Source organism: Tenacibaculum aestuariivivum, from assembly GCF_964507685.1.
Classification (GTDB): Bacteria; Bacteroidota; Bacteroidia; order Flavobacteriales; family Flavobacteriaceae; genus Polaribacter; species Polaribacter aestuariivivum.
The window spans coordinates 1,387,530-1,406,627 of the sequence record NZ_OZ208414.1 but is presented as its reverse complement, the minus strand read 5'-3'; the positions used below and the strand labels follow the sequence as shown (position 1 = coordinate 1,406,627).

The following is a 19,098-nucleotide window of genomic DNA, read 5'->3' as shown; positions in this document are numbered from 1 at the left end:
AAGTTTACTTATTAAATATCATCAAAATCAATAATAACTTTGTTGGTAGTAGGGTGAGCCATGCAGGTTAATATAAAGCCTTCTTTTAATTCTTCATCAGATAAAATAGAATTTTTAGACATTACCGCTTTACCCTCTGTAACTTTAGCAATACAACTACTACAAACACCACCTTGACAAGAGTATGGGGCATCTAGTTTATTACGTAAAGATGCAGCCAAAATGGTATCGGTTTTTTCCATTGAAAAAGTAGTTTCTTCATCATCTAATAAAACCGTAATTTCTGATTTTCCATCAGCATATATAATTGAAATGTCATCATCAGAAGTACTTGCTGTAAAAAGTTCAAAATGAATATTTTCTTTTTCAAATTTATTTTCTTGTAGAGTGTCAGATACTATATTAATCATTTCTTCAGGGCCACATAAATAAGCAGCATCAAAAGAAATATCTTTATGAATATTTTTAATAAAGTAATTAACATGACTTTTATCAATTCTACCAAATTTACTTTCATTTCTAACTTCTTTACTAAATATATAGTGTAAGTTAAATTGCGAAGGATATTGTATGGCTAAGTCATTTAATTCCTTAAAAAAAATAGTGCTTTCAGCTTTTTTATTGCCAAAAACTAACGTAAAAGTTGATGAAGTTTCGTTGTTTAATACTGTTTTTATCATTGATAAAATAGGGGTAATTCCGCTACCAGCCGCAAAAGCAATGTAGTTTTTATTAGCCGTAGGTTCAAGTATAAATTTTCCTTCTGGTTCAGAAACTTCTAAAACAGTATTTTCTTTTAATTTGGTTGTAGCATAGGTTGAAAAAGCTCCTTTTTCAACAGCTTTAACAGCTACTTTAACTTGATTACTATTTGGTGAAGTACATATAGAATATGCTCTTCGAATTTCTTGATTATTTAAAGTAGTTTTGATAGTGATATATTGCCCAGCAACAAAATTATAAGCTTCTTTTAATTCTGTAGGAATGGTAAATAATATAGAAACAGCATCAGCAGTTTCTTTTATTATTTTTTCAATATTTAATTTATGAAATGTAGACATGTGTTCAGTTTATAACTACAAAAATAAGAAATAGTAAGGTAACGGTTTGTTAGAGTTTGTATAAAATAACGAGTAAGTTTTAGTAAAACAGTATTAATATTATTTTTTACCATCAACAACAATAACAATTTCACCTTTAGCAGGTTTTACGGTATAATATGATAATACTTCTTTTATTGTTCCTCTTTTGGTTTCTTCAAATAATTTTGTCAATTCTCTAGAAACTGATATTTGCCTATCTTCACCAAAATATTCGCCAAAGTGCGCTAATGTTTTTAATAATTTATGAGGACTTTCATAAAAAATCATGGTTCTGTTTTCTTCGGATAAAAAAGTTAAACGCGTTTGTCTTCCTTTTTTAACAGGTAAAAACCCTTCGAAAACAAATTTATCATTAGGTAAACCTGAGTTTACTAAAGCAGGTACAAAAGCAGTTGCACCAGGCAAACATTCTACCTCAATATTTTGCTGTACACAGGCTCTTGTTAATAAAAAACCTGGGTCAGAAATTGCAGGCGTTCCAGCATCTGAAATTAAAGCACATGTTTCACCATTTTTTAGTCTATTTAAAACACCATCAACAGATTTATGTTCGTTATGCATATGATGGCTATACATTTGTGTTATAATATCAAAATGTTTTAATAATTTACCACTAGTGCGAGTGTCTTCTGCTAAAATAAAATCCACTTCTTTTAACACCCTAAGTGCTCTTAGGGTAATATCTTCTAAATTACCAATAGGTGTAGGTACCAAATACAATTTACTCATAGAGCAAAGCTACAATAAAGTTTTAGTACATTTGCGCTATGCCAAAAAAGCTATTAAAAAATATTAATTTTCCTTCGGATATAAGGAAGCTTTCTGTTAATGATTTGCCATTATTAGCAAAAGAATTACGTGAATTTATTATTGATGTTGTAGCTACTAAAGAAGGACATTTAGGTGCTAGTTTAGGGGTTGTAGAATTAACTATAGCGTTACATTATTTATATGATACACCAACCGACCAATTGGTTTGGGATGTAGGGCATCAGGCTTATGGGCATAAAATTTTAACAGGTAGAAAAAACAGCTTTCACACTAATCGTCAATATGGTGGAATTTCAGGTTTTCCAAAACGAAGTGAAAGCGAATACGATACTTTTGGCGTTGGTCATTCATCAACCTCTATTTCAGCAGCTTTAGGAATGGCAATTGCCTCAAAACTACAAGGAAGTAGCAAACAGCATATTGCTATTATTGGTGATGCCTCTATTGCAAGTGGAATGGCTTTTGAAGCCCTAAACCATGCGGGTGACACGAATGCGAATTTACTGGTAATTTTAAATGACAATGCTATTGGTATTGATCCTTCTGTTGGTGCCTTAAAAGATTATTTAACTAGAATTAAATCAACTAGATCAGATATTGAACAGCACAATATTTTTGAAGCCTTAAATTTTGATTATTCAGGTCCTATTGATGGACATAATTTTGAAGAACTTTTATTAGAATTAAATCGTTTAAAGCAAGTTCAAGGACCAAAGTTTTTACATATAATTACCACAAAAGGAAAAGGTTTACTACAAGCAGAACAAAACCAAGTAAAATATCACGCTCCAGGCAAGTTTGATAAAATATCAGGTGATGTATTACCTAAAGAAAAAAGTAAGTTTACAAAATTTCAAGACGTTTTTGGTAAAACTATCGTTGAGTTAGCGTATCAAAACACTAAAATAGTGGGTATTACACCAGCAATGCTTTCAGGAAGTTCATTAAATAATTTATTAAACAAATTTCCAGAACGTACTTTTGATGTTGGTATTGCTGAACAGCATGCTGTTACTTTGGCTGCAGGAATGGCAACTCAAGGTATTGTTCCTTTTTGTACTATTTATTCAACCTTTTTACAACGTGCTTATGATCAAATAATACACGATGTTGCTTTACAAAATTTACCAGTTATATTTTGTTTAGATAGAGCAGGATTAGTTGGTGAAGATGGAGCAACACATCATGGTGTATTTGATTTAGCATATTTAAGTTGTATACCGAATCTAATTATTTTTGCCCCTCGTAATGAAGTTGAACTTCGTAATATAATGTATACAGCACAATTAGGGTTAAAAAAGCCTATTGCTATTCGATATCCAAGAGGTGTTGGTAAATTAGAAAAATGGCAACTTCCTTTTGAAAAAATAGTTATAGGTAAAGGTATTTGTATTAAAAAAGGAAGTAAAATAGCCATATTATCCGTAGGAACAATTGCTGATAATGTTTCAGAAGCAATAAATAGCTTAGACGAAAATAAAGCTATTGCGCATTATGATATGCGATTTGTAAAACCTCTAGACAAAGAATTGTTAAATACTATTTTTAATTTTTTTAATATTATCGTAACCATAGAAGATGGTACGGTAAAAGGAGGTTTTGGAGTTGCTGTTTTAGAGTACGCATCTAGTATAAATTATAAAGGGTCTATCAAAATTTTAGGTATTCCAGATGTTTTTGTAGATCATGGAACTGTTGCACAATTACAAAAAGATTGTTTTATAGATGTATTGTCTATTCAAAAAATAATAAAGCAACTGTTATAAAAAAAATATACAATCTAATCTTGTTTAACTAATAAAAATAGTTCATTCTCTAGTTCTAAATATCCTTGGTCGTACACATAAAAATAAATGTTTCCTTTTTTTGTAGTATATAAAGAAGTAATAAACTTAAAGTCAAAACCCTTGTCAAATAATTTACGCCTGCTAACTTTTGTTTTACCAGAAATATTAAGTGCTGTAAGAATTTTGTAATTTTTACGCAAACGGTTGTTTGTATTTCTAATTAAATTTTTACTTTCCTTATTAACTTTATTATTATAACTATTTCTACAATAATCGGAACAAAACTTTTTATCAATCCTACCAAGAACTACTTCTTCACATTCTAAACATTTTTTATCATTCATAAAATTAGTTTTTAATTTCTATGTTTTAAAATAATATATTGTTTTGGTTACAAATATATTAATATAATCGTTTACATTCATTTACAATCGAAAACAAACGATTACTAACCGTTTTTAATTTTTAACCTGTCTCATATTTGCAATGTCAATTAATCAAATAATAATTTTCATTAAAAAAATAAATAAGATGAATGTATTAAAAAACAGAGTACAATTAATAGGTAATTTAGGTAAAGATCCTGAAATTATTACTTTAGAAAGTGGGAAAAAATTAGCCAAATTTTCATTAGCAACAAATGAAAGTTACAAAAATGCTTCAGGTGAAAAAATAACTGATACGCAATGGCATAATATTGTAGCTTGGAATAAAACAGCAGAAATTATTGAAAAATATATAACTAAAGGTAGAGAGGTTATGGTTGAAGGTAAGTTAACTTCAAGATGTTATGAAACCTCACAAGGAGAAAAAAGATATATAACCGAAATTGTAGTAAATGAGCTTTTAATGTTTGGCACTAAGTAATATACTATTCTATTCGAGTGTTCATTTTTTAATAATATTAAAACACGATTAATCTTTAATTTTAGGGTTATTTTTGCCAAGTAAAATTCGAGAAAAATGAAAATGAAAGTGAAAAGATTAAAAAACGAATTAAAAAACTATTTATTTATACTTAGTGGAAGTTTAATTTTAGCTGTTGGGGTAGTAGGGTTCTTAGCACCAAATAAAATTGCAACAGGGGGTACTTCAGGTTTATCAATTGTGTTAAATTATATTTCTAATATTCCTATAGGTATATTATTATTGATAACAAATATTCCATTACTCTTGGTAGGGGTAAAATATATAGGTAAACGTTTTGCATTTAGAACAATGATTTCTATTATATCACTAGCCTTATATGTTGATTTATTTAGAGAAATAATGAGCTTTCCGGCATTAAGTACTAATAAATTACTTTCTACAATTTATGGAGGTGCATTTGTAGGACTTGGTATTGGACTTATTTTTAAGGGTGATGCATCTGCAGGAGGAGGCGCTATTATTGCACGTATTTTAAAAGATAAGTATAATTTTAAACCAGGTACCGTAATTTTAACTTTAGATATTTTTGTAGTTCTTCTATCAGCAATTATTTTTAAAGATTTAGAGCTAGCTTTATGGGCAATGCTTAGTATTTTTGTAGCAAGTAAATTTATAGATTTAGTAGTTACAGGACGTAAGCAAAATAAAATTGTACATATAGCCTCAGATGATATAGAGGCCTTGAATAAGGTAATAGCTTCAAAAATGGGTATTTCTGGAACTTTAATTGAGGGCAATGATTTGTCTCAAACTAATCAAAGAAATATTATCTTTTTATCGATAAATAAGAATAGGATAATGACGCTTAAAAACCTGGTAGAAAAATATGATTCAAAAGCATATATGATTGTGTTAGAAGCTACCGAATTATTAGGCTCTTCAAACACAATAAAGTAAATTTTATTTTTGATATAAAACCACCCGAAAACTTAAACGTTTTCGGGTGGTTTATTTGGTAATTGATGATTTTTAAATTATTTGATAATAGTTATAAGTATGGTTAGTTATGTGTTTTAAGCACTAAAGTTCGTAAATTGACTATAACCAGCAATTAATTATACATAGTATTATAAACAATTTTTATTCATAAGTGTAATCAAATTCATTTACTAATTTTCCATCGTAAAAACCTTTTTTTGTTAGAGGAAAATTATCTTCGTTAAGCGTGTAAACATATTCTTCAGTCGATGAATTTGAGGTAATTTTTGTTATTAATTTAGTTATTAAAGAACCTATTGAATTATCAAGGTAATTTTGAAATAAAACTACATTTATTCGATTAGTTCCAAAAACGCTATCAAATGAAAAAGGTAACGAGCCATTATCTTTATATGTGTAATTGTATGTAGTTGAATATGATGTTGAACTTATTGGTGTTAAATTGTCGTAGTCAATAGACACTCTAATATTGCCGTTAACAATTTCTCTGTTAATGATTCCGGTACTATTAATTTCAAATATCTTTGTTGAAGTATTTCCATTACTATTCGTAACACTGGTTATTGTATTATCATTATTATAAGTAAAATTTGTTGTAGTCAAATAAGTACCATTTTCTTCAGTTCTTTCAGTTTTAATTATACGATTAGAATTGTCATATGTTATATTTTTTTCTGAATTTAGTGTTCCATTAGACGAATACCCTTTTATAGATGATAAAGCATTATTTGAATAAATCCATTCAGAAGTAGCTGTTAATTGATTATTATTATCATAAAAAGAAGCTAATGTTGGTTTATTATTTTTATATTCAAAAATAATTTTTTCGGTTAATACTCCGTTTTCAATTTGCCTTTGTTCAAGTTTAATTAGACTTGCCTTTTTATTTTCTGTAATCTCATTTTCTTCGGATGTGCAGAAAATTAGTAATAATCCAATAGAGAATAATAATAGTAAATTTTTCATAATTTATTTTTTTTAAATTGTTTGTAACTTAAAAATATGCGTAAATTCCTAGTCCCGATTGTAGCATTTGTTTGAGGGCTGTTTTTTATTTTTTTTAAAAAAAAAGCGAGTGCGGAAAGCGGGAAATTGCTTCTAATAATTATTTATTTTATCTTTTAAAAAATATTAGAAATTCATAGAAAGTTGAATGCGTTTTCTTGTTACATCGACCTCTAAAACTTTTACTTGTACATGCTGATTTAAAGTAACATGTTCATTAATATCTTTAACAAAAGTATTTGAAAGATTAGAAACATGAACTAAACCACTTTCTTTTATTCCGATATCGACAAAACAACCAAAATTTGTAATATTGTTGATAATTCCGGGAAGAATCATTGCTGTTTTTAAATCATCAATAGTTTTAACGTGTTCGTTAAAACTAAATTCTTTTGCTTTTTCTCGAGGATCTAATCCAGGTTTTTCTAATTCTTTTACAATATCCTGAAGGGTAGGTAATCCGTAAGAATCAGTAATATATTGCTGTAATTTTAATTGTTTTAAAACCGAGTTGTTTCCTATTAAATCGATAATTTTATTGCCAGAATCTTTAGCCATTTGTTTGACCAAAGCATAACGTTCGGGATGAACAGCAGAATTATCTAAAGGATTATCGCCATTTTTAATACGTAAAAAACCTGCGGATTGTTCAAAAGCTTTTCCACCTAAACGAGGAACTTTTTTAATGGCAGTTCTGTTTTTAAAAGCGCCGTTTTCATTTCGATAATTTACAATATTTTCGGCTAGTTTTATTCCAATTCCCGAAACAGCACTTAATAACGAAACACTGGCAGTATTTATATTTACGCCCACTTTATTTACACAATGTTCAACAACAGTATCTAATGATTTTTTTAGTTTCCCTTGTTCTACATCATGTTGATATTGTCCTACACCAATTGATTTTGCATCAATTTTAACTAATTCTGCCAATGGGTCAGCCAATCTTCGACCAATAGAAATTGCACCACGAACGGTAACATCGTAATCAGGAAATTCATCTCTAGCAATTTTTGAAGCCGAATAAATAGATGCTCCAGCTTCACTAATAACAAAAACTGAAATATTATTTTTAAAAGTTATTTTTTTGATAAACTGTTCCGTTTCTCTTGATGCTGTTCCGTTACCAATTGCAATGGCTTCAATGTTATGTTTTTCAGCTAAAGCACTTATTTTTTGTATCGCTTCGTCAGATTTATGTTGAGGTGCATGCGGATAAATAGTATCGTTTTGTAATAAATCACCTTGTTTATTTAGGCATACCACTTTACAACCCGAACGAAAACCTGGGTCAATTGCTAAAATTCGTTTTTCACCCAGTGGAGCACTTAATAATAGTTGTTGTAGGTTTTTTGTAAACACAGTTATTGCACTTTCATCTGCTTTTTCTTTAGCAATTACCATTGCTTCATTTGTTAAAGCAGGTAACAATAAACGTTTATAAGCATCAGCAATAGCTAATTCAATTTGTTCACTACAATTATTTTGAGCGCGAATAACACTATTTTCTATTTTTTGAATTGCTCTTTCGTTATCTATATTAATTTTTATTCTGATAAAACCTTCCTTTTCGGCACGAAGAATAGCTAAAAATCTATGTGAAGGAATTCTATTAAAACTTTCATTCCAATCAAAGTAATCTTTAAATTTTTGTGCATTTTCTTCTTCTTTTTTTGTTTTTACAACTTTAGTATTAATAACAGAAAAATGTGCTAATTCTTTACGGATATTATTTCGAACATCTGTACGTTCATTTATCCATTCTGAAATAATATGTCGTGCGCCTTCTAAGGCTTTTTCTTCGGATAAAATTTCTTTGTTTTTATATTTTGATGCTGTAAATTCTAAGTCATTTATACGCTGACTTAGTATCATTTTTGCTAAAGGTTCTAATCCATTTTTACGAGCGGTTTCGGCTTTTGTTTTTCGTTTCTTTTTATAAGGAAGATACAAATCTTCTAAAGCAGTAATGTTTTCTGTTTTATCAATCTTGTTTTTTAGTTCATCAGTTAAAGCACCTTGTTCTTCAATAGCTTTTAAAATTGCTTTTTTTCTTTTCTCTAAGGTTTCAAACTCTTCTTTTAATTGTACTATTAAACCAATTTCAACTTCATCTAAATTTCCTGTTTTTTCTTTTCTATAACGAGCAATAAAAGGAATGGTACAATCTTCATTTAATAATTCAATAGTACTTTGAATCGATTTTAAAGAAATTTTACAGCGAGAAATTATATAATTGATTAGTTGCATAGTGTAGTTATTTGAGATAAAAAAAACTCACTTTTTTAAAAGTGAGGTTGTAAAGATACTTACTAAATATGTTTGTATGAAGTTTACTTTAAATTTAAAGCTTTTTGAATAATTCTCCAATCTACTATTTTAAAGTTTTGTGCCAAACTATCTTTTGGTGTGTTATTTGTACCGTCTTGTGCTAAAAAGAATCCTTTAGGATATTTTGAGTTAAATGAAACGCTAGTAACATCAATACCATCAGTGTCGTTTGTACCATCTACAATACCATTTTTTATAGAAAAACTACCTAAATATTGGTTTGTAATTCTATCAAAAATAGCATAACTGTTGTTTCCTTGTGACGATAAAAGAATGTACCCGTTACCATTACCAGTATCATATAGGGTAACTCCCTCGAAATCTGCTTTCATGTTTACATCTCGTGTTCCAATTATTTTAACTCTATCATTTAAAGCATCAGGTTCTGCATTATATTTCCATAAGGCTTTATTTTCTTCTCCAATATAAACGTTACCATGATAATCATCAGCAACAATACCTTCACCTTGACTTCCTAAAGAAAACGAACGAACTATTTTAGCATCAATTTTAGCATTGTTATCAAATAATTCCCATTGTTCTATACCTCCACGTTTACCAACCATAAAGACATATATTTTTTTTGAACGTTTACTTTTGTACATTCCTAAACCATATACTTCTTTTAGTTTAGATTTTATAGGTCGTGCAGCGATTTCTTCTAATTCACCGTTTTCTTTTACGACTAAAATACTTATTGTATTATAAGTACGATTGCTAGCTGTTACTACACTTACTTCTTTACCATTTAAGATAAAACCAGTTCTAATATCTACATTATTTACACGACCAATTTTATAATTAGCTAATCTTTTTCCGTCTAAATTATAAGTTTCTAAGCCTTCTTTTTTATTAGTTCCTATAATAATCGATTGCATTTTATCTTTAGGATTTATCCAAATACAAGGATCATCAGCAGCGTCATCAAAAGAGGTAACAGGAGTTGTTTCTGCGCTAGCAGTTATTGCTATAATTGGTTTTATAGGGTTCGTATGATTGATTTTATTAACTTTACAGGCACTTAATACAATACAAGTAATAAAAAATTTAAAAAATGTATTCATATTAAAAGTTGTATTTTAATCCAACATTCCAATTATAGTCGTAAAACTCTGCTTGCATTGTTTGATTTTTGGTTCCTTGATAAAATCGTAATTCTTGGTTTGTTAAGTTTTTTGCTTCTGCAAATATTCTTAAATTATTGGTAATTGAATAAGTAGCGTTTACGTCTACAAATAATTGTGAATCATAGAAGCGGTCTTCAGAAGCTTTATCTCCATACTCATCAATATACTCATCAGCATAATTTACAGAGGCTCTAAGTGTTATTTTATTTGTTTCATATGCTAATGAGCCATTCGCCATGTGTTTAACAGCACCTGCTAAAGCTAAATCTCTTTCTCTTCCAATAATTCCATCTGTTTTAGAGTTTGTATAGGTATAATTTGCATAGATAGTAATGTTACGTAAAAAGCTTGGTAAAAAATTTAGTTTACGTTGTATAGCAGCTTCAAAACCATATATTTCAGCAGTTCCACCATTATAAGGTTTTGTAACATCGTAACTTTCTGTATTTCCAGCTACTGTAATATTTTCATTAGTAGTAGTGCTATAAATAAATTTATCTAAATCTTTATAAAAAGCTCCTGCAGAAAAAATACCTACATTAGCAAAATAATGTTCGAACATAAGATCAAAATTCATTGATTTTGTAGGGTCAAGATCTGGGTTACCATAAGAAGCTTCTAAGTCATCACTATTTAAGTTTCTGTAAGGTACTAAATCGTAGTAATTAGGACGTGCAATAGTGTTTGTCCACGCTCCTTTAATAATAGTATTATCATTAAAGTTGTACTTAGCTTGTAAGTTAGGTAACCAGTTTGTAAAATCTTTACTTTGGGTTAAAGTTGTAACATCGTTTAAATTACTCGCTGTTTCTACATCAATATTATAACCTGTATATTCAATATCAGTTCTTTCTACTCTTAAACCTGCTGTAACAACTAATTTATTATTTAATTGTTGATTTAACATTCCGTAAACAGCAAAAACATTTTCGTTTGCATTATAGTTTTCAGGAACAAACTCTTCTAAAACTAATTCTCCGTCTGTTAAATCTAAATTTCCTAAAAACTGTTTCGTAGCAAAAATACCTGATTTATATTGGCTTCCTGCTAAGAAATTATTACGTGTTTGACTTGTAGTTGTAGCACCTGATAAAAGCTCATATGCACTGAAATTATCAGTATCAAATTCATAAAAATTATTATCCCTAAGTTTTTCTTTATATTTATTTTTAAGACCAAATTTTAAATAATTTTTATAGTTACCTGTATTGTTAAGAGGAATTTTGATATCAAGGTTAGAACTATATTTTTTTTCTTCGGTGTATCTTTTTTCTTCTGAAATTTCATCTAATTCAAATTCATTTGGATTATTATCGAAATTTGATACAGATGTGAAATAAGGATAACGTGTATTTAATCCTTGTTGTGTAATATCTACATCATCGCCATCTTGTTTAGCTTCATAAGTAATATAACGCTCGTTAGGTCGTTCTTCTTTAGCTTTAGATATTCCTGTTTTCCAATTTAATTTAATATCTCCAAAAATAATATGTTCACCACCTAATGAAAATTTATAAATACTTTGTTTTTCTAAACGGGTATTTTTGTTGGTGCTATTATCAATTCCACCTTTAGTTTGACGAGTTATTTTGTATTCATTATCATCTTCATCATATTTATAACGTACGCGATATCTATTTTCAAAATCGTTACGTTGGGTAAATATCGATTTTAAAAAAAATGTATTGTTTGCATCAGCTGTATAATCTAAGTTACTCGAAATGCTCATTCTATCACGTTTAACATCGTAACGTCTTATATCGTGTTCTTTTATTAATGTTGGCGAATCCCATTCAAATTCTACATTGTCAGAACCATATTCATTTGAATTATAGGTTGTATTAACTACGAATCCTAATTTATTATTAGCTATTCTGTCAGATATTAAAGCAGCAACATTATAGTTAGGAGTATTTCTTATTAGGTTTTTTCCGTAAGATCCAGATATATAAGCGCTAAAATCGGTAGGAGCAGAACGTGTAATTAAGTTTACTGACCCTCCAATAGCATCACCTTCCATATCAGCAGTTACAGCTTTGTTAACCTCAATTAATTGAATCATATCTGAAGGAATTAAATCCATTTGAATACGACGATTATCTCCTTCAGCCGAAGGTATTTTATCACCATTTAAAGTAACAGAGTTTAGTTGAGGAGCTAAACCACGAATAATAATATCTCTAGCTTCACCTTGGTCATTTTGCATAGAAATACCTGGGACTCTTTTTAAGGCATCACCAATATTAGCATCAGGAAATTTACCTACCTGATCTGCAGAAATAATATTAGTAATATTCTGTTTATTTTTTTGTTGATTTAATGCTTTTGCTTGACCTCTTGTAATACTACCTTTTACAACGACCTCTTGTAAATGATTTGTTTTTGGGGCTAATGAGAAATTTTTAATAGTAATTGAGTTTTGTAGTTTAATTTTTTCTACTAGATTTTTATAACCAATAAAAGAAATTTTTATTTCATGAGTACCTTCAGCTATGCCTAAAATTTCATAGTAGCCATTAAAATCAGTATAGTTAGCGATATTCAATTCATTGATTGTAATTGTAGCTCCAGGGAGTGGGAAATTGTTTTCATCTAATATTCTTCCTTTTAAACCCGATTTATTTTGTGCAGATACAAAGGAGTTTATTGATAAAGTTATTGCTAATAATAGTACTATTTTTTTCATTTTATAGTTTATATTTAAGGTTGCGCTAACTTACTTTTGAATTAAATGAAAAAGGTTTTTAAATTGTTAGTAAAGGGTTATATAAATATTGAGTAAAAGTTAATAATGTTAAGTAAATATGAAGAGGTTTAGTATTCTGTTATTCAGATCTAAAAAAAAGGCCATTCTAAATGAACAGCCTTAATAATAAGTATAATATTTTTCTTTTTTAAGATATAAACTCTCCGTTTATTACCTTTTCAGAAGGTTGTGCAAAGGCAAGTTTACCATCAGGAGTATCAATCATTAAAATCATTCCTTGACTTTCTATTCCTTTTAATTTTCGTGGCGCTAAATTACAAACAACAGAAACTTGTTGCCCAATAATATCTTCAGGTTTAAAACTTTCAGCAATTCCCGAAACAATTGTTCTGATATCAAGCCCAACATCAACAGTAAGTTTTAATAACTTCTTCGTTTTTGCTACTTTTTCTGCAGCTGTAATAGTTCCTACACGGATATCTATTTTTGTGAAATCATCAAATTCAATGGTTTCTTTTTGAGGCTCAAGAACTCTATTTTCAGCTTCGTTTGCTTTTTTAGTGGCTTCTAATTTTGATAATTGTTTTTCTATTTCAGCATCTTCAATTTTAGAAAACAATAATTCTGCTTCATTAATTTGATGGTTATCTGAAATTAAAACTTCTTTTTCTGATACATCATTCCAAGTTAAAGTGGTATCAATATTTAAAATTGATTTTAACTTTGTTGAAGTAAAAGGTAAAAAAGGTTCTGATAAAATTGATAATCCAGCAGCAATTTGTAACGCTACATTCATAATTGTTTTGGTGCGTTCTGCATCAACCTTAATCATTTTCCAAGGCTCTTCATCAGCTAAATATTTATTACCTAAACGCGCTAAATTCATCAATTCTTGAGACGCTTCTCTAAAACGGTAACGTTCAATTGATTTTGCAATTACATTAGGAAACTCTTTTAAAGTAGCTAAAGTATCTTCATCAACTTCTGATAAATCACCAGCAGCTGGTACTTTTCCTTCGTAATATTTATTTGTTAAAACAACGACACGGTTTATAAAGTTTCCGAAAATTGCGACTAACTCATTATTGTTTTTTGCTTGAAAATCTTTCCAAGTAAAATCGTTGTCTTTACTTTCAGGAGCGTTTGCGGTTAACGTATAACGTAAAACATCTTGCTGATTCGGAAAATCTTCTAAATATTCGTGCAACCAAACTGCCCAGTTTTTAGAAGTCGATAATTTATTTCCTTCTAAATTTAAAAATTCGTTGGCTGGTACATTTTCTGGTAAAATAAAATCTCCATGCGCTTTTAACATCGCAGGAAAAATAAGACAGTGAAATACAATATTATCTTTTCCGATAAAGTGTACTAATTTGGTATCGTCTTTTTTCCAATAATCTTCCCAATTTTTACCTTCACGAGCTGCCCATTCTTTGGTTGATGAAATATAACCGATAGGCGCATCAAACCAAACATATAATACTTTTCCTTCACCTCCTTTTACAGGCACAGGAATTCCCCAATCTAAATCACGAGTTACCGCTCTTGGGCGTAATCCGTCATCAATCCAAGATTTACATTGACCTAAAACGTTTGGTTTCCAATCATTTTTATGACCTTCTAAAATCCATTTACGTAAAAAATCTTCATGTTTATCTAAAGGTAAAAACCAGTGTTTTGTTTCTTTTAAAGAAGGAACATTTCCAGTAATTGCCGATTTAGGATTGATTAAATCTGTTGCGTTATGGCTTGTACCACATTTTTCACATTGATCTCCGTAGCTTTCTTCGTTACCACATTTTGGGCAAGTTCCAACTACAAAACGATCGGCTAAATATTGATTTGCTTCTGCATCGTATAATTGCTCGGTAACTTCTTCAATAAATTCTCCATCATTATATAATTTGATGAAAAAATCAGAAGCTGTTTTATGATGAATTTCCGAAGAAGTACGAGAATAATTATTAAAAGAAATACCAAAATCAATAAATGATTTTTTAATAATTCCGTGGTATTTATCGATAATATCTTGTGGAGTAATACCTTCTTTTTTTGCACGCATTGGTATTGCTACACCATGCTCATCAGATCCGCAAATAAAAGCAACATCTTTTCCTTTTCCACGTAAAAAACGTGAGTAAATATCTGCAGGAACATATACACCTGCTAAATGTCCAATATGTATAGGACCGTTTGTATAAGGTAATGCCGCTGTAATTGTATATCTTTTTGGTGTAGTCATTTTTCTGTGCTAAAATTAAAGCGCAAAAGTACGAAAAAGCAATTTTTTAAACTGTTATAAAATAGGTACATTTACATAGATTATACTTTTTAATTGAACCACCTTGATAAATAAGACACTATTTTGAAGCAAATTTTAGCAATACTATCTTTTTTACTAACCCTATCTGTAGCTTTTTCACAAACATCAACTATGAATTTAATAACGCCGCCATCATTACAAAAAGGCGACACGATTGCTATTATCGCGCCAGCAGGAATTTTAAAAAACAGAAAACATATTATTGATAAAGCCAAAAAACTTGCTCAAAGTTGGGGGTTAAAAGTTGTTTATGGAAAACATATGTTTAATCAAGCTCATCATTTTGCAGGAACAGATGAACAGCGTTGTCAAGATTTTCAAGACGCTTTAGATAATCCGAATATTAAAGCTATTTGGTCGGCTCGTGGTGGTTATGGTTCTGTTAGAATATTAGATAAATTAGATTTTTCTAAATTTAAAGAAAATCCTAAATGGGTAATTGGTTATTCTGATATTACCACTTTTCATAATCATATTCATAATTTAGGCGTAGAAACGATTCACGGAATAATGGGAACAAGTTTACAAGATAAACCTGAAGTAATTGCTAAGAGTATCGCATCTCTTAAAAAAGCATTGTTTGGTGAAGCTTTGTATTATAAAGTTCCGTTTTCTAAATACAATCAATTAGGTAGTTTTAAAGGAGAATTGGTTGGTGGTAATATTGCTATTTTAGCATCAATGTTAGGTTCAGATAGTCAAATATCAACAGAAAATAAAGTGTTATTTATTGAAGAAATAGGGGAGTACAAATATTCGATTGATAGAATGTTGCACAGTTTGAAGCGTGCAGGATACTTTTCAAAAGTAAGCGGTGTTATTGTAGGTGATATGACTAAGGTTAAAAAAAATTCAACACCTTGGGGAAGTTCTATTGAGCAATTAATTTTAGAGGTAATTCCTGAAAATATTCCTGTTATATTTAATTTTCCTGCAGGTCATGAACCTGATAACAGAGCTTTAATTATGGGAAGAATGGTTCAAGTAAATAGTAATGATAAAATAGTAACTGTAAAATTTAAGTAGTGGCACAACATAACGATCTTGGAGAAAAAGGTGAGCAGTTAGCCATTGAATATTTACAAAGTAAAGGGTATGTTGTTGTTGAAAAAAATTATCGATTTAAAAAGGCAGAGGTTGATATTATAGCTAAAAAGTTAGATACTTTAATTGTGGTAGAAGTTAAAACAAGGTCTACCTCTTATTTTGGTAATCCACAAGATTTTGTAAATCCGAAGAAAATAAAATTATTAGTTTATGCAATTGATAATTATATAAATCAAAAAGATTTAGATGTTGAGGTTCGCTTTGATATTATCGCAATTTTAAAAAATAAAAAAGGTTTTAATATTCATCATATAAAAGATGCTTTTTTATATTTTTAAAACAAAAAATCCTGATAAATTTTTATCAGGATTTTTTGTTTAATTAAAATGTACTTTATTCTTCGTCTTCAACCTTTTTTGGTTTAGGAGTTTCAAAATATTTTTTAACATCTACCAAGTCGTTTGGCATCGAAATTATTTTTTTATCCTTGTCTAAAACAAAATAAGTAGGAGTTCCTAATAAATTATATTTCCTAACGGTTTCATTATCGAATTTATACTCAGGGTGTGTTCCTATAGCGTTGTGTGAGTATGGTAAGTTTTTAACAAACTCAGTCCAATCTAATTCATTATCTTCTATTCCAAAAGTTATAAGAGAAATTTGTTCATGGTTTTTTTTCATATAACTATGTAGTTCAGGAATGTCTTTTGTACAGTGTGGGCAACTAGTACTCCAAAAAACTAATAAGTATTCTTGGGCATCATTTAGAGTTGATAATTTCAACTCTTTATCGCCTTCTTTCCAAGAAAAATCAGGTGCTGTTCTACCAACGGTAGCAAGTAATAGTTGTACTTTTTCTTTTTTAAACTCAATGTCAATTTGGTTTTCAGGTAAAGTATCGTAGTAGTTTTCAAACAACCAGTCTACAAGTTCACCATTACGTTTGTCTGCAAAAGAGGTAATTAAAAACTCTATAGTTGCTTTTCTTAATTTATCTGTAGAAATTTCATCCATTACTTTAGTAATAGATTCTTTATATAACTTTTGTTGTAAATCTTGATCATTAGAAAAGTTTAAATAAAAAACATAATCAGTAATACGATCTATTAAAAAAGAAGAGTTATATAAAGCATTATTTTTAAAGTCTATATTTTTAAAAAAGTTGTTAACTGTAGATGAAAGATATTCATCCATATTGTCAATGGGACTAGATGAATTATAACGTTGTGATGCTTTAATAAAATTATGAACCAACATGCCATCAGATTTATTTTTATAAATTTTCTGTACATCTTCAAGTTCATCTACTGCTTTTTTGTATTCTTTTTTAGCTTCTTTATTGCCATTTTTAATATAGGCTACTTGTTGTTCATCAATTTTATTTTGTATTAAAGCATAAGCTTGTAAATACTCACTATATAATTTATTTTCTCTAGATGCAGTAAAAACAACAGATTGATCTGGGTATTTAGGATTAAATATGAATTCTATATTTTCTTTATTAAAATAAAAATCAACAAATCCTGCTCCTTTATTTCTATAAGTAGCTCTGTAAGCTCCCGTTTTTGCATCTTCAGGTAATTCAAAATCAAATTTACCTAATATTTGTTTTTCTCCTCCAACAACTATCGTGTCAAATTTTATAGTTGTATTACTTATAAATTTTGGTTTAGCTCCTTCTAATTTATGTAAATAAACCCAATCACTTTTTTCTGGCGGAGTCATAGTCCCTTTAACGGTATATTGAGCGCTAACTATTGAAGTGGCAAATACTAAGAGAGACAGTAATTTTTTCATTGTTGTATTTTAAAGAGTTAATTTATTAATATTTAAAACTAGTCATTTACTTACTTCTTTCCAAGAAGTGTACCATTTTTATTTTTTAGTACTTATTTTATTGGTGTTTAACGAAGTAATAATTTGTTTTACTTAAGGTTAGTTTTTTTTTAAACACGTAAAATTATTGTATTTTTATGTGAAATAAGTATGTGAAATAGAATATAAATACTGAATAATTATTATTTAAAAAAATCAATTAGTTCAAAGTAATTAATAATTGCTTCTTTTATTAATACAGACTGTTCGCCTGGTTTTAAATTAGGTAGTTCTGTTAAGGTTTTGTAATGTGGCCAACCATCTTCGTCAAAGAAATCGAATTCATAATAACCATAGGGTTCTAAAAGTTTACAAATTGCAATATGCATTAAGTTTACTTTTTCATCTTTTTTAAATAATCGTTGTCCTTGCCCTAATTCTTGTACACCAATTAAATAAATAACAGCATCTACATTTAACTCATCTCCGTCTGCAAATTGTTGTGATAAATTTTTTATCAGAAAATTCCATTTCTCTTTTAAGTTAATTTCTTTTGTCATCTGTGTTTTTTGAATGTACAAAGATACAAATGAGTTGTGTATATTTGAGGCTGAATTTACATACAAAATTTTATATAGCTAATTTTTTGTTTTATAAAGGTATGATAAAACACTTATATTTATACGTATGAATACTTTTGATATTATAATAATAGTACTTTTACTTTTTGGATTTGTTCGTGGGGTAATGAAAGGGTTATTTGTAGAAGTTGCTTCATTGGTTGCTTTAATTGCAGGAGTTTATGGTGCAATGCACTTTTCTTACTTTATTTCAGATTGGTTAAAAAGTAGTGTTAACTGGGATGATAAATATATTTCATTAGCTGCTTTTGCAGGAACTTTTATTATAATTATTATTATAATAGCTTTGTTAGGGAAAGTATTAACTAAAATAGCCGATTTCGCATCTTTGGGTATTTTAAATAAGTTATTAGGAGGTATTTTTGGAGTTTTAAAAATCGGATTAATATTAAGTGTAGTTCTTATTGTTTTTGAAAAGATGAATGATACAATTCCTTTTGTGTCTCAAGATAATTTAAAGGAGTCTATTTTATATAAGCCTGTAAAAAAAATAGCTCCTATGATTTTTCCTTCAATAATTAAGGATATAAATAATAAATAGGGGTAAAATAAAGGAAAAAAACCGAGATCAA

16 protein-coding genes are annotated in these 19,098 nt (G+C 28.9%); 6 read left to right on the top strand and 10 right to left on the bottom strand.

The window, feature by feature from the left end; translation table 11 throughout:
* Positions 1 to 11: 11 nt before the first annotated feature.
* Complete coding sequence (locus ACN5J4_RS06145) at positions 12 to 1,061, bottom strand: 2Fe-2S iron-sulfur cluster-binding protein (protein ID WP_418649142.1); 1,050 nt, start codon at positions 1,059 to 1,061, stop codon at positions 12 to 14.
* Positions 1,062 to 1,160: 99 nt separating this feature from the next.
* Entirely contained in the window at positions 1,161 to 1,832 is a 672-nt protein-coding gene (gene rsmI, locus ACN5J4_RS06140) for a 16S rRNA (cytidine(1402)-2'-O)-methyltransferase (RefSeq protein WP_418649141.1), read from the bottom strand.
* A 38-nt stretch (positions 1,833 to 1,870) separates the two neighbouring features.
* Between rsmI and ACN5J4_RS06135 the strand changes: the two genes are divergently transcribed.
* The gene (locus ACN5J4_RS06135) at positions 1,871 to 3,640 is read left to right on the top strand and encodes a 1-deoxy-D-xylulose-5-phosphate synthase (RefSeq protein ID WP_418649140.1); all 1,770 of its coding nucleotides are present in this window, start codon (positions 1,871 to 1,873) and stop codon (positions 3,638 to 3,640) included.
* A 14-nt stretch (positions 3,641 to 3,654) separates the two neighbouring features.
* On the opposite strand, the gene ACN5J4_RS06130 is transcribed toward ACN5J4_RS06135, so the two are convergent.
* Positions 3,655 to 4,005 (bottom strand): hypothetical protein, encoded by a 351-nt coding sequence (locus ACN5J4_RS06130; protein ID WP_418649139.1) that lies wholly within the window; start codon positions 4,003 to 4,005, stop codon positions 3,655 to 3,657.
* A 187-nt stretch (positions 4,006 to 4,192) separates the two neighbouring features.
* Here ACN5J4_RS06130 and ACN5J4_RS06125 point away from each other — a divergent pair, with 187 nt between their 5' ends.
* Both ACN5J4_RS06125 and ACN5J4_RS06120 read left to right on the top strand, forming a co-directional pair.
* Positions 4,193 to 4,528 (top strand): single-stranded DNA-binding protein, encoded by a 336-nt coding sequence (locus ACN5J4_RS06125; protein WP_418649138.1) that lies wholly within the window; start codon positions 4,193 to 4,195, stop codon positions 4,526 to 4,528.
* Positions 4,529 to 4,624: 96 nt separating this feature from the next.
* The gene (locus ACN5J4_RS06120) at positions 4,625 to 5,488 is read left to right on the top strand and encodes a YitT family protein (protein WP_418649137.1); all 864 of its coding nucleotides are present in this window, start codon (positions 4,625 to 4,627) and stop codon (positions 5,486 to 5,488) included.
* Positions 5,489 to 5,671: 183 nt separating this feature from the next.
* On the opposite strand, the gene ACN5J4_RS06115 is transcribed toward ACN5J4_RS06120, so the two are convergent.
* The 5 genes from ACN5J4_RS06115 to metG all read right to left on the bottom strand — a co-directional run bounded on the left by ACN5J4_RS06115 (position 5,672) and on the right by metG (position 14,942).
* Positions 5,672 to 6,496: a hypothetical protein gene (locus tag ACN5J4_RS06115; protein WP_418649136.1), complete on the bottom strand. Its 825-nt coding sequence runs from the start codon at positions 6,494 to 6,496 to the stop codon at positions 5,672 to 5,674.
* Between the two features lie 165 nt (positions 6,497 to 6,661).
* Complete coding sequence (locus ACN5J4_RS06110; protein WP_418649135.1) at positions 6,662 to 8,785, bottom strand: Tex family protein; 2,124 nt, start codon at positions 8,783 to 8,785, stop codon at positions 6,662 to 6,664.
* 83 nt (positions 8,786 to 8,868) lie between these two features.
* Positions 8,869 to 9,930, bottom strand: a complete 1,062-nt coding sequence (locus ACN5J4_RS06105) for a phytase (RefSeq protein WP_418649134.1) — start codon at positions 9,928 to 9,930, stop codon at positions 8,869 to 8,871.
* 1 nt (position 9,931) lies between these two features.
* The gene (locus ACN5J4_RS06100) at positions 9,932 to 12,679 is read right to left on the bottom strand and encodes a TonB-dependent receptor (protein WP_418649133.1); all 2,748 of its coding nucleotides are present in this window, start codon (positions 12,677 to 12,679) and stop codon (positions 9,932 to 9,934) included.
* A 208-nt stretch (positions 12,680 to 12,887) separates the two neighbouring features.
* Positions 12,888 to 14,942 carry a methionine--tRNA ligase gene (metG, locus tag ACN5J4_RS06095; RefSeq protein ID WP_418649132.1) on the bottom strand — a complete coding sequence of 685 codons (2,055 nt, stop codon included), beginning with the start codon at positions 14,940 to 14,942 and terminating at the stop codon, positions 12,888 to 12,890.
* Positions 14,943 to 15,065: 123 nt separating this feature from the next.
* On the opposite strand from metG, the gene ACN5J4_RS06090 reads away from it, so the two are divergent.
* Positions 15,066 to 16,049 (top strand): S66 peptidase family protein, encoded by a 984-nt coding sequence (locus tag ACN5J4_RS06090; RefSeq protein WP_418649131.1) that lies wholly within the window; start codon positions 15,066 to 15,068, stop codon positions 16,047 to 16,049.
* Positions 16,049 to 16,408: a YraN family protein gene (locus ACN5J4_RS06085; RefSeq protein WP_418649130.1), complete on the top strand. Its 360-nt coding sequence runs from the start codon at positions 16,049 to 16,051 to the stop codon at positions 16,406 to 16,408. Before ACN5J4_RS06090 ends, ACN5J4_RS06085 begins: the two co-directional genes overlap by 1 nt.
* Before the next feature lie 55 nt (positions 16,409 to 16,463).
* Here ACN5J4_RS06085 and ACN5J4_RS06080 read toward each other — a convergent pair whose 3' ends face one another.
* Together ACN5J4_RS06080 and ACN5J4_RS06075 are read right to left on the bottom strand one after the other, a co-directional pair.
* Positions 16,464 to 17,867 (bottom strand): redoxin domain-containing protein, encoded by a 1,404-nt coding sequence (locus tag ACN5J4_RS06080; protein ID WP_418649129.1) that lies wholly within the window; start codon positions 17,865 to 17,867, stop codon positions 16,464 to 16,466.
* A 221-nt stretch (positions 17,868 to 18,088) separates the two neighbouring features.
* The gene (locus tag ACN5J4_RS06075) at positions 18,089 to 18,445 is read right to left on the bottom strand and encodes a hypothetical protein (protein WP_418649128.1); all 357 of its coding nucleotides are present in this window, start codon (positions 18,443 to 18,445) and stop codon (positions 18,089 to 18,091) included.
* Positions 18,446 to 18,572: 127 nt separating this feature from the next.
* Between ACN5J4_RS06075 and ACN5J4_RS06070 the strand changes: the two genes are divergently transcribed.
* A complete protein-coding gene (locus ACN5J4_RS06070; RefSeq protein WP_418649127.1) occupies positions 18,573 to 19,067 on the top strand; it encodes a CvpA family protein in 495 nt (164 codons plus the stop codon).
* Positions 19,068 to 19,098: the final 31 nt, after the last annotated feature.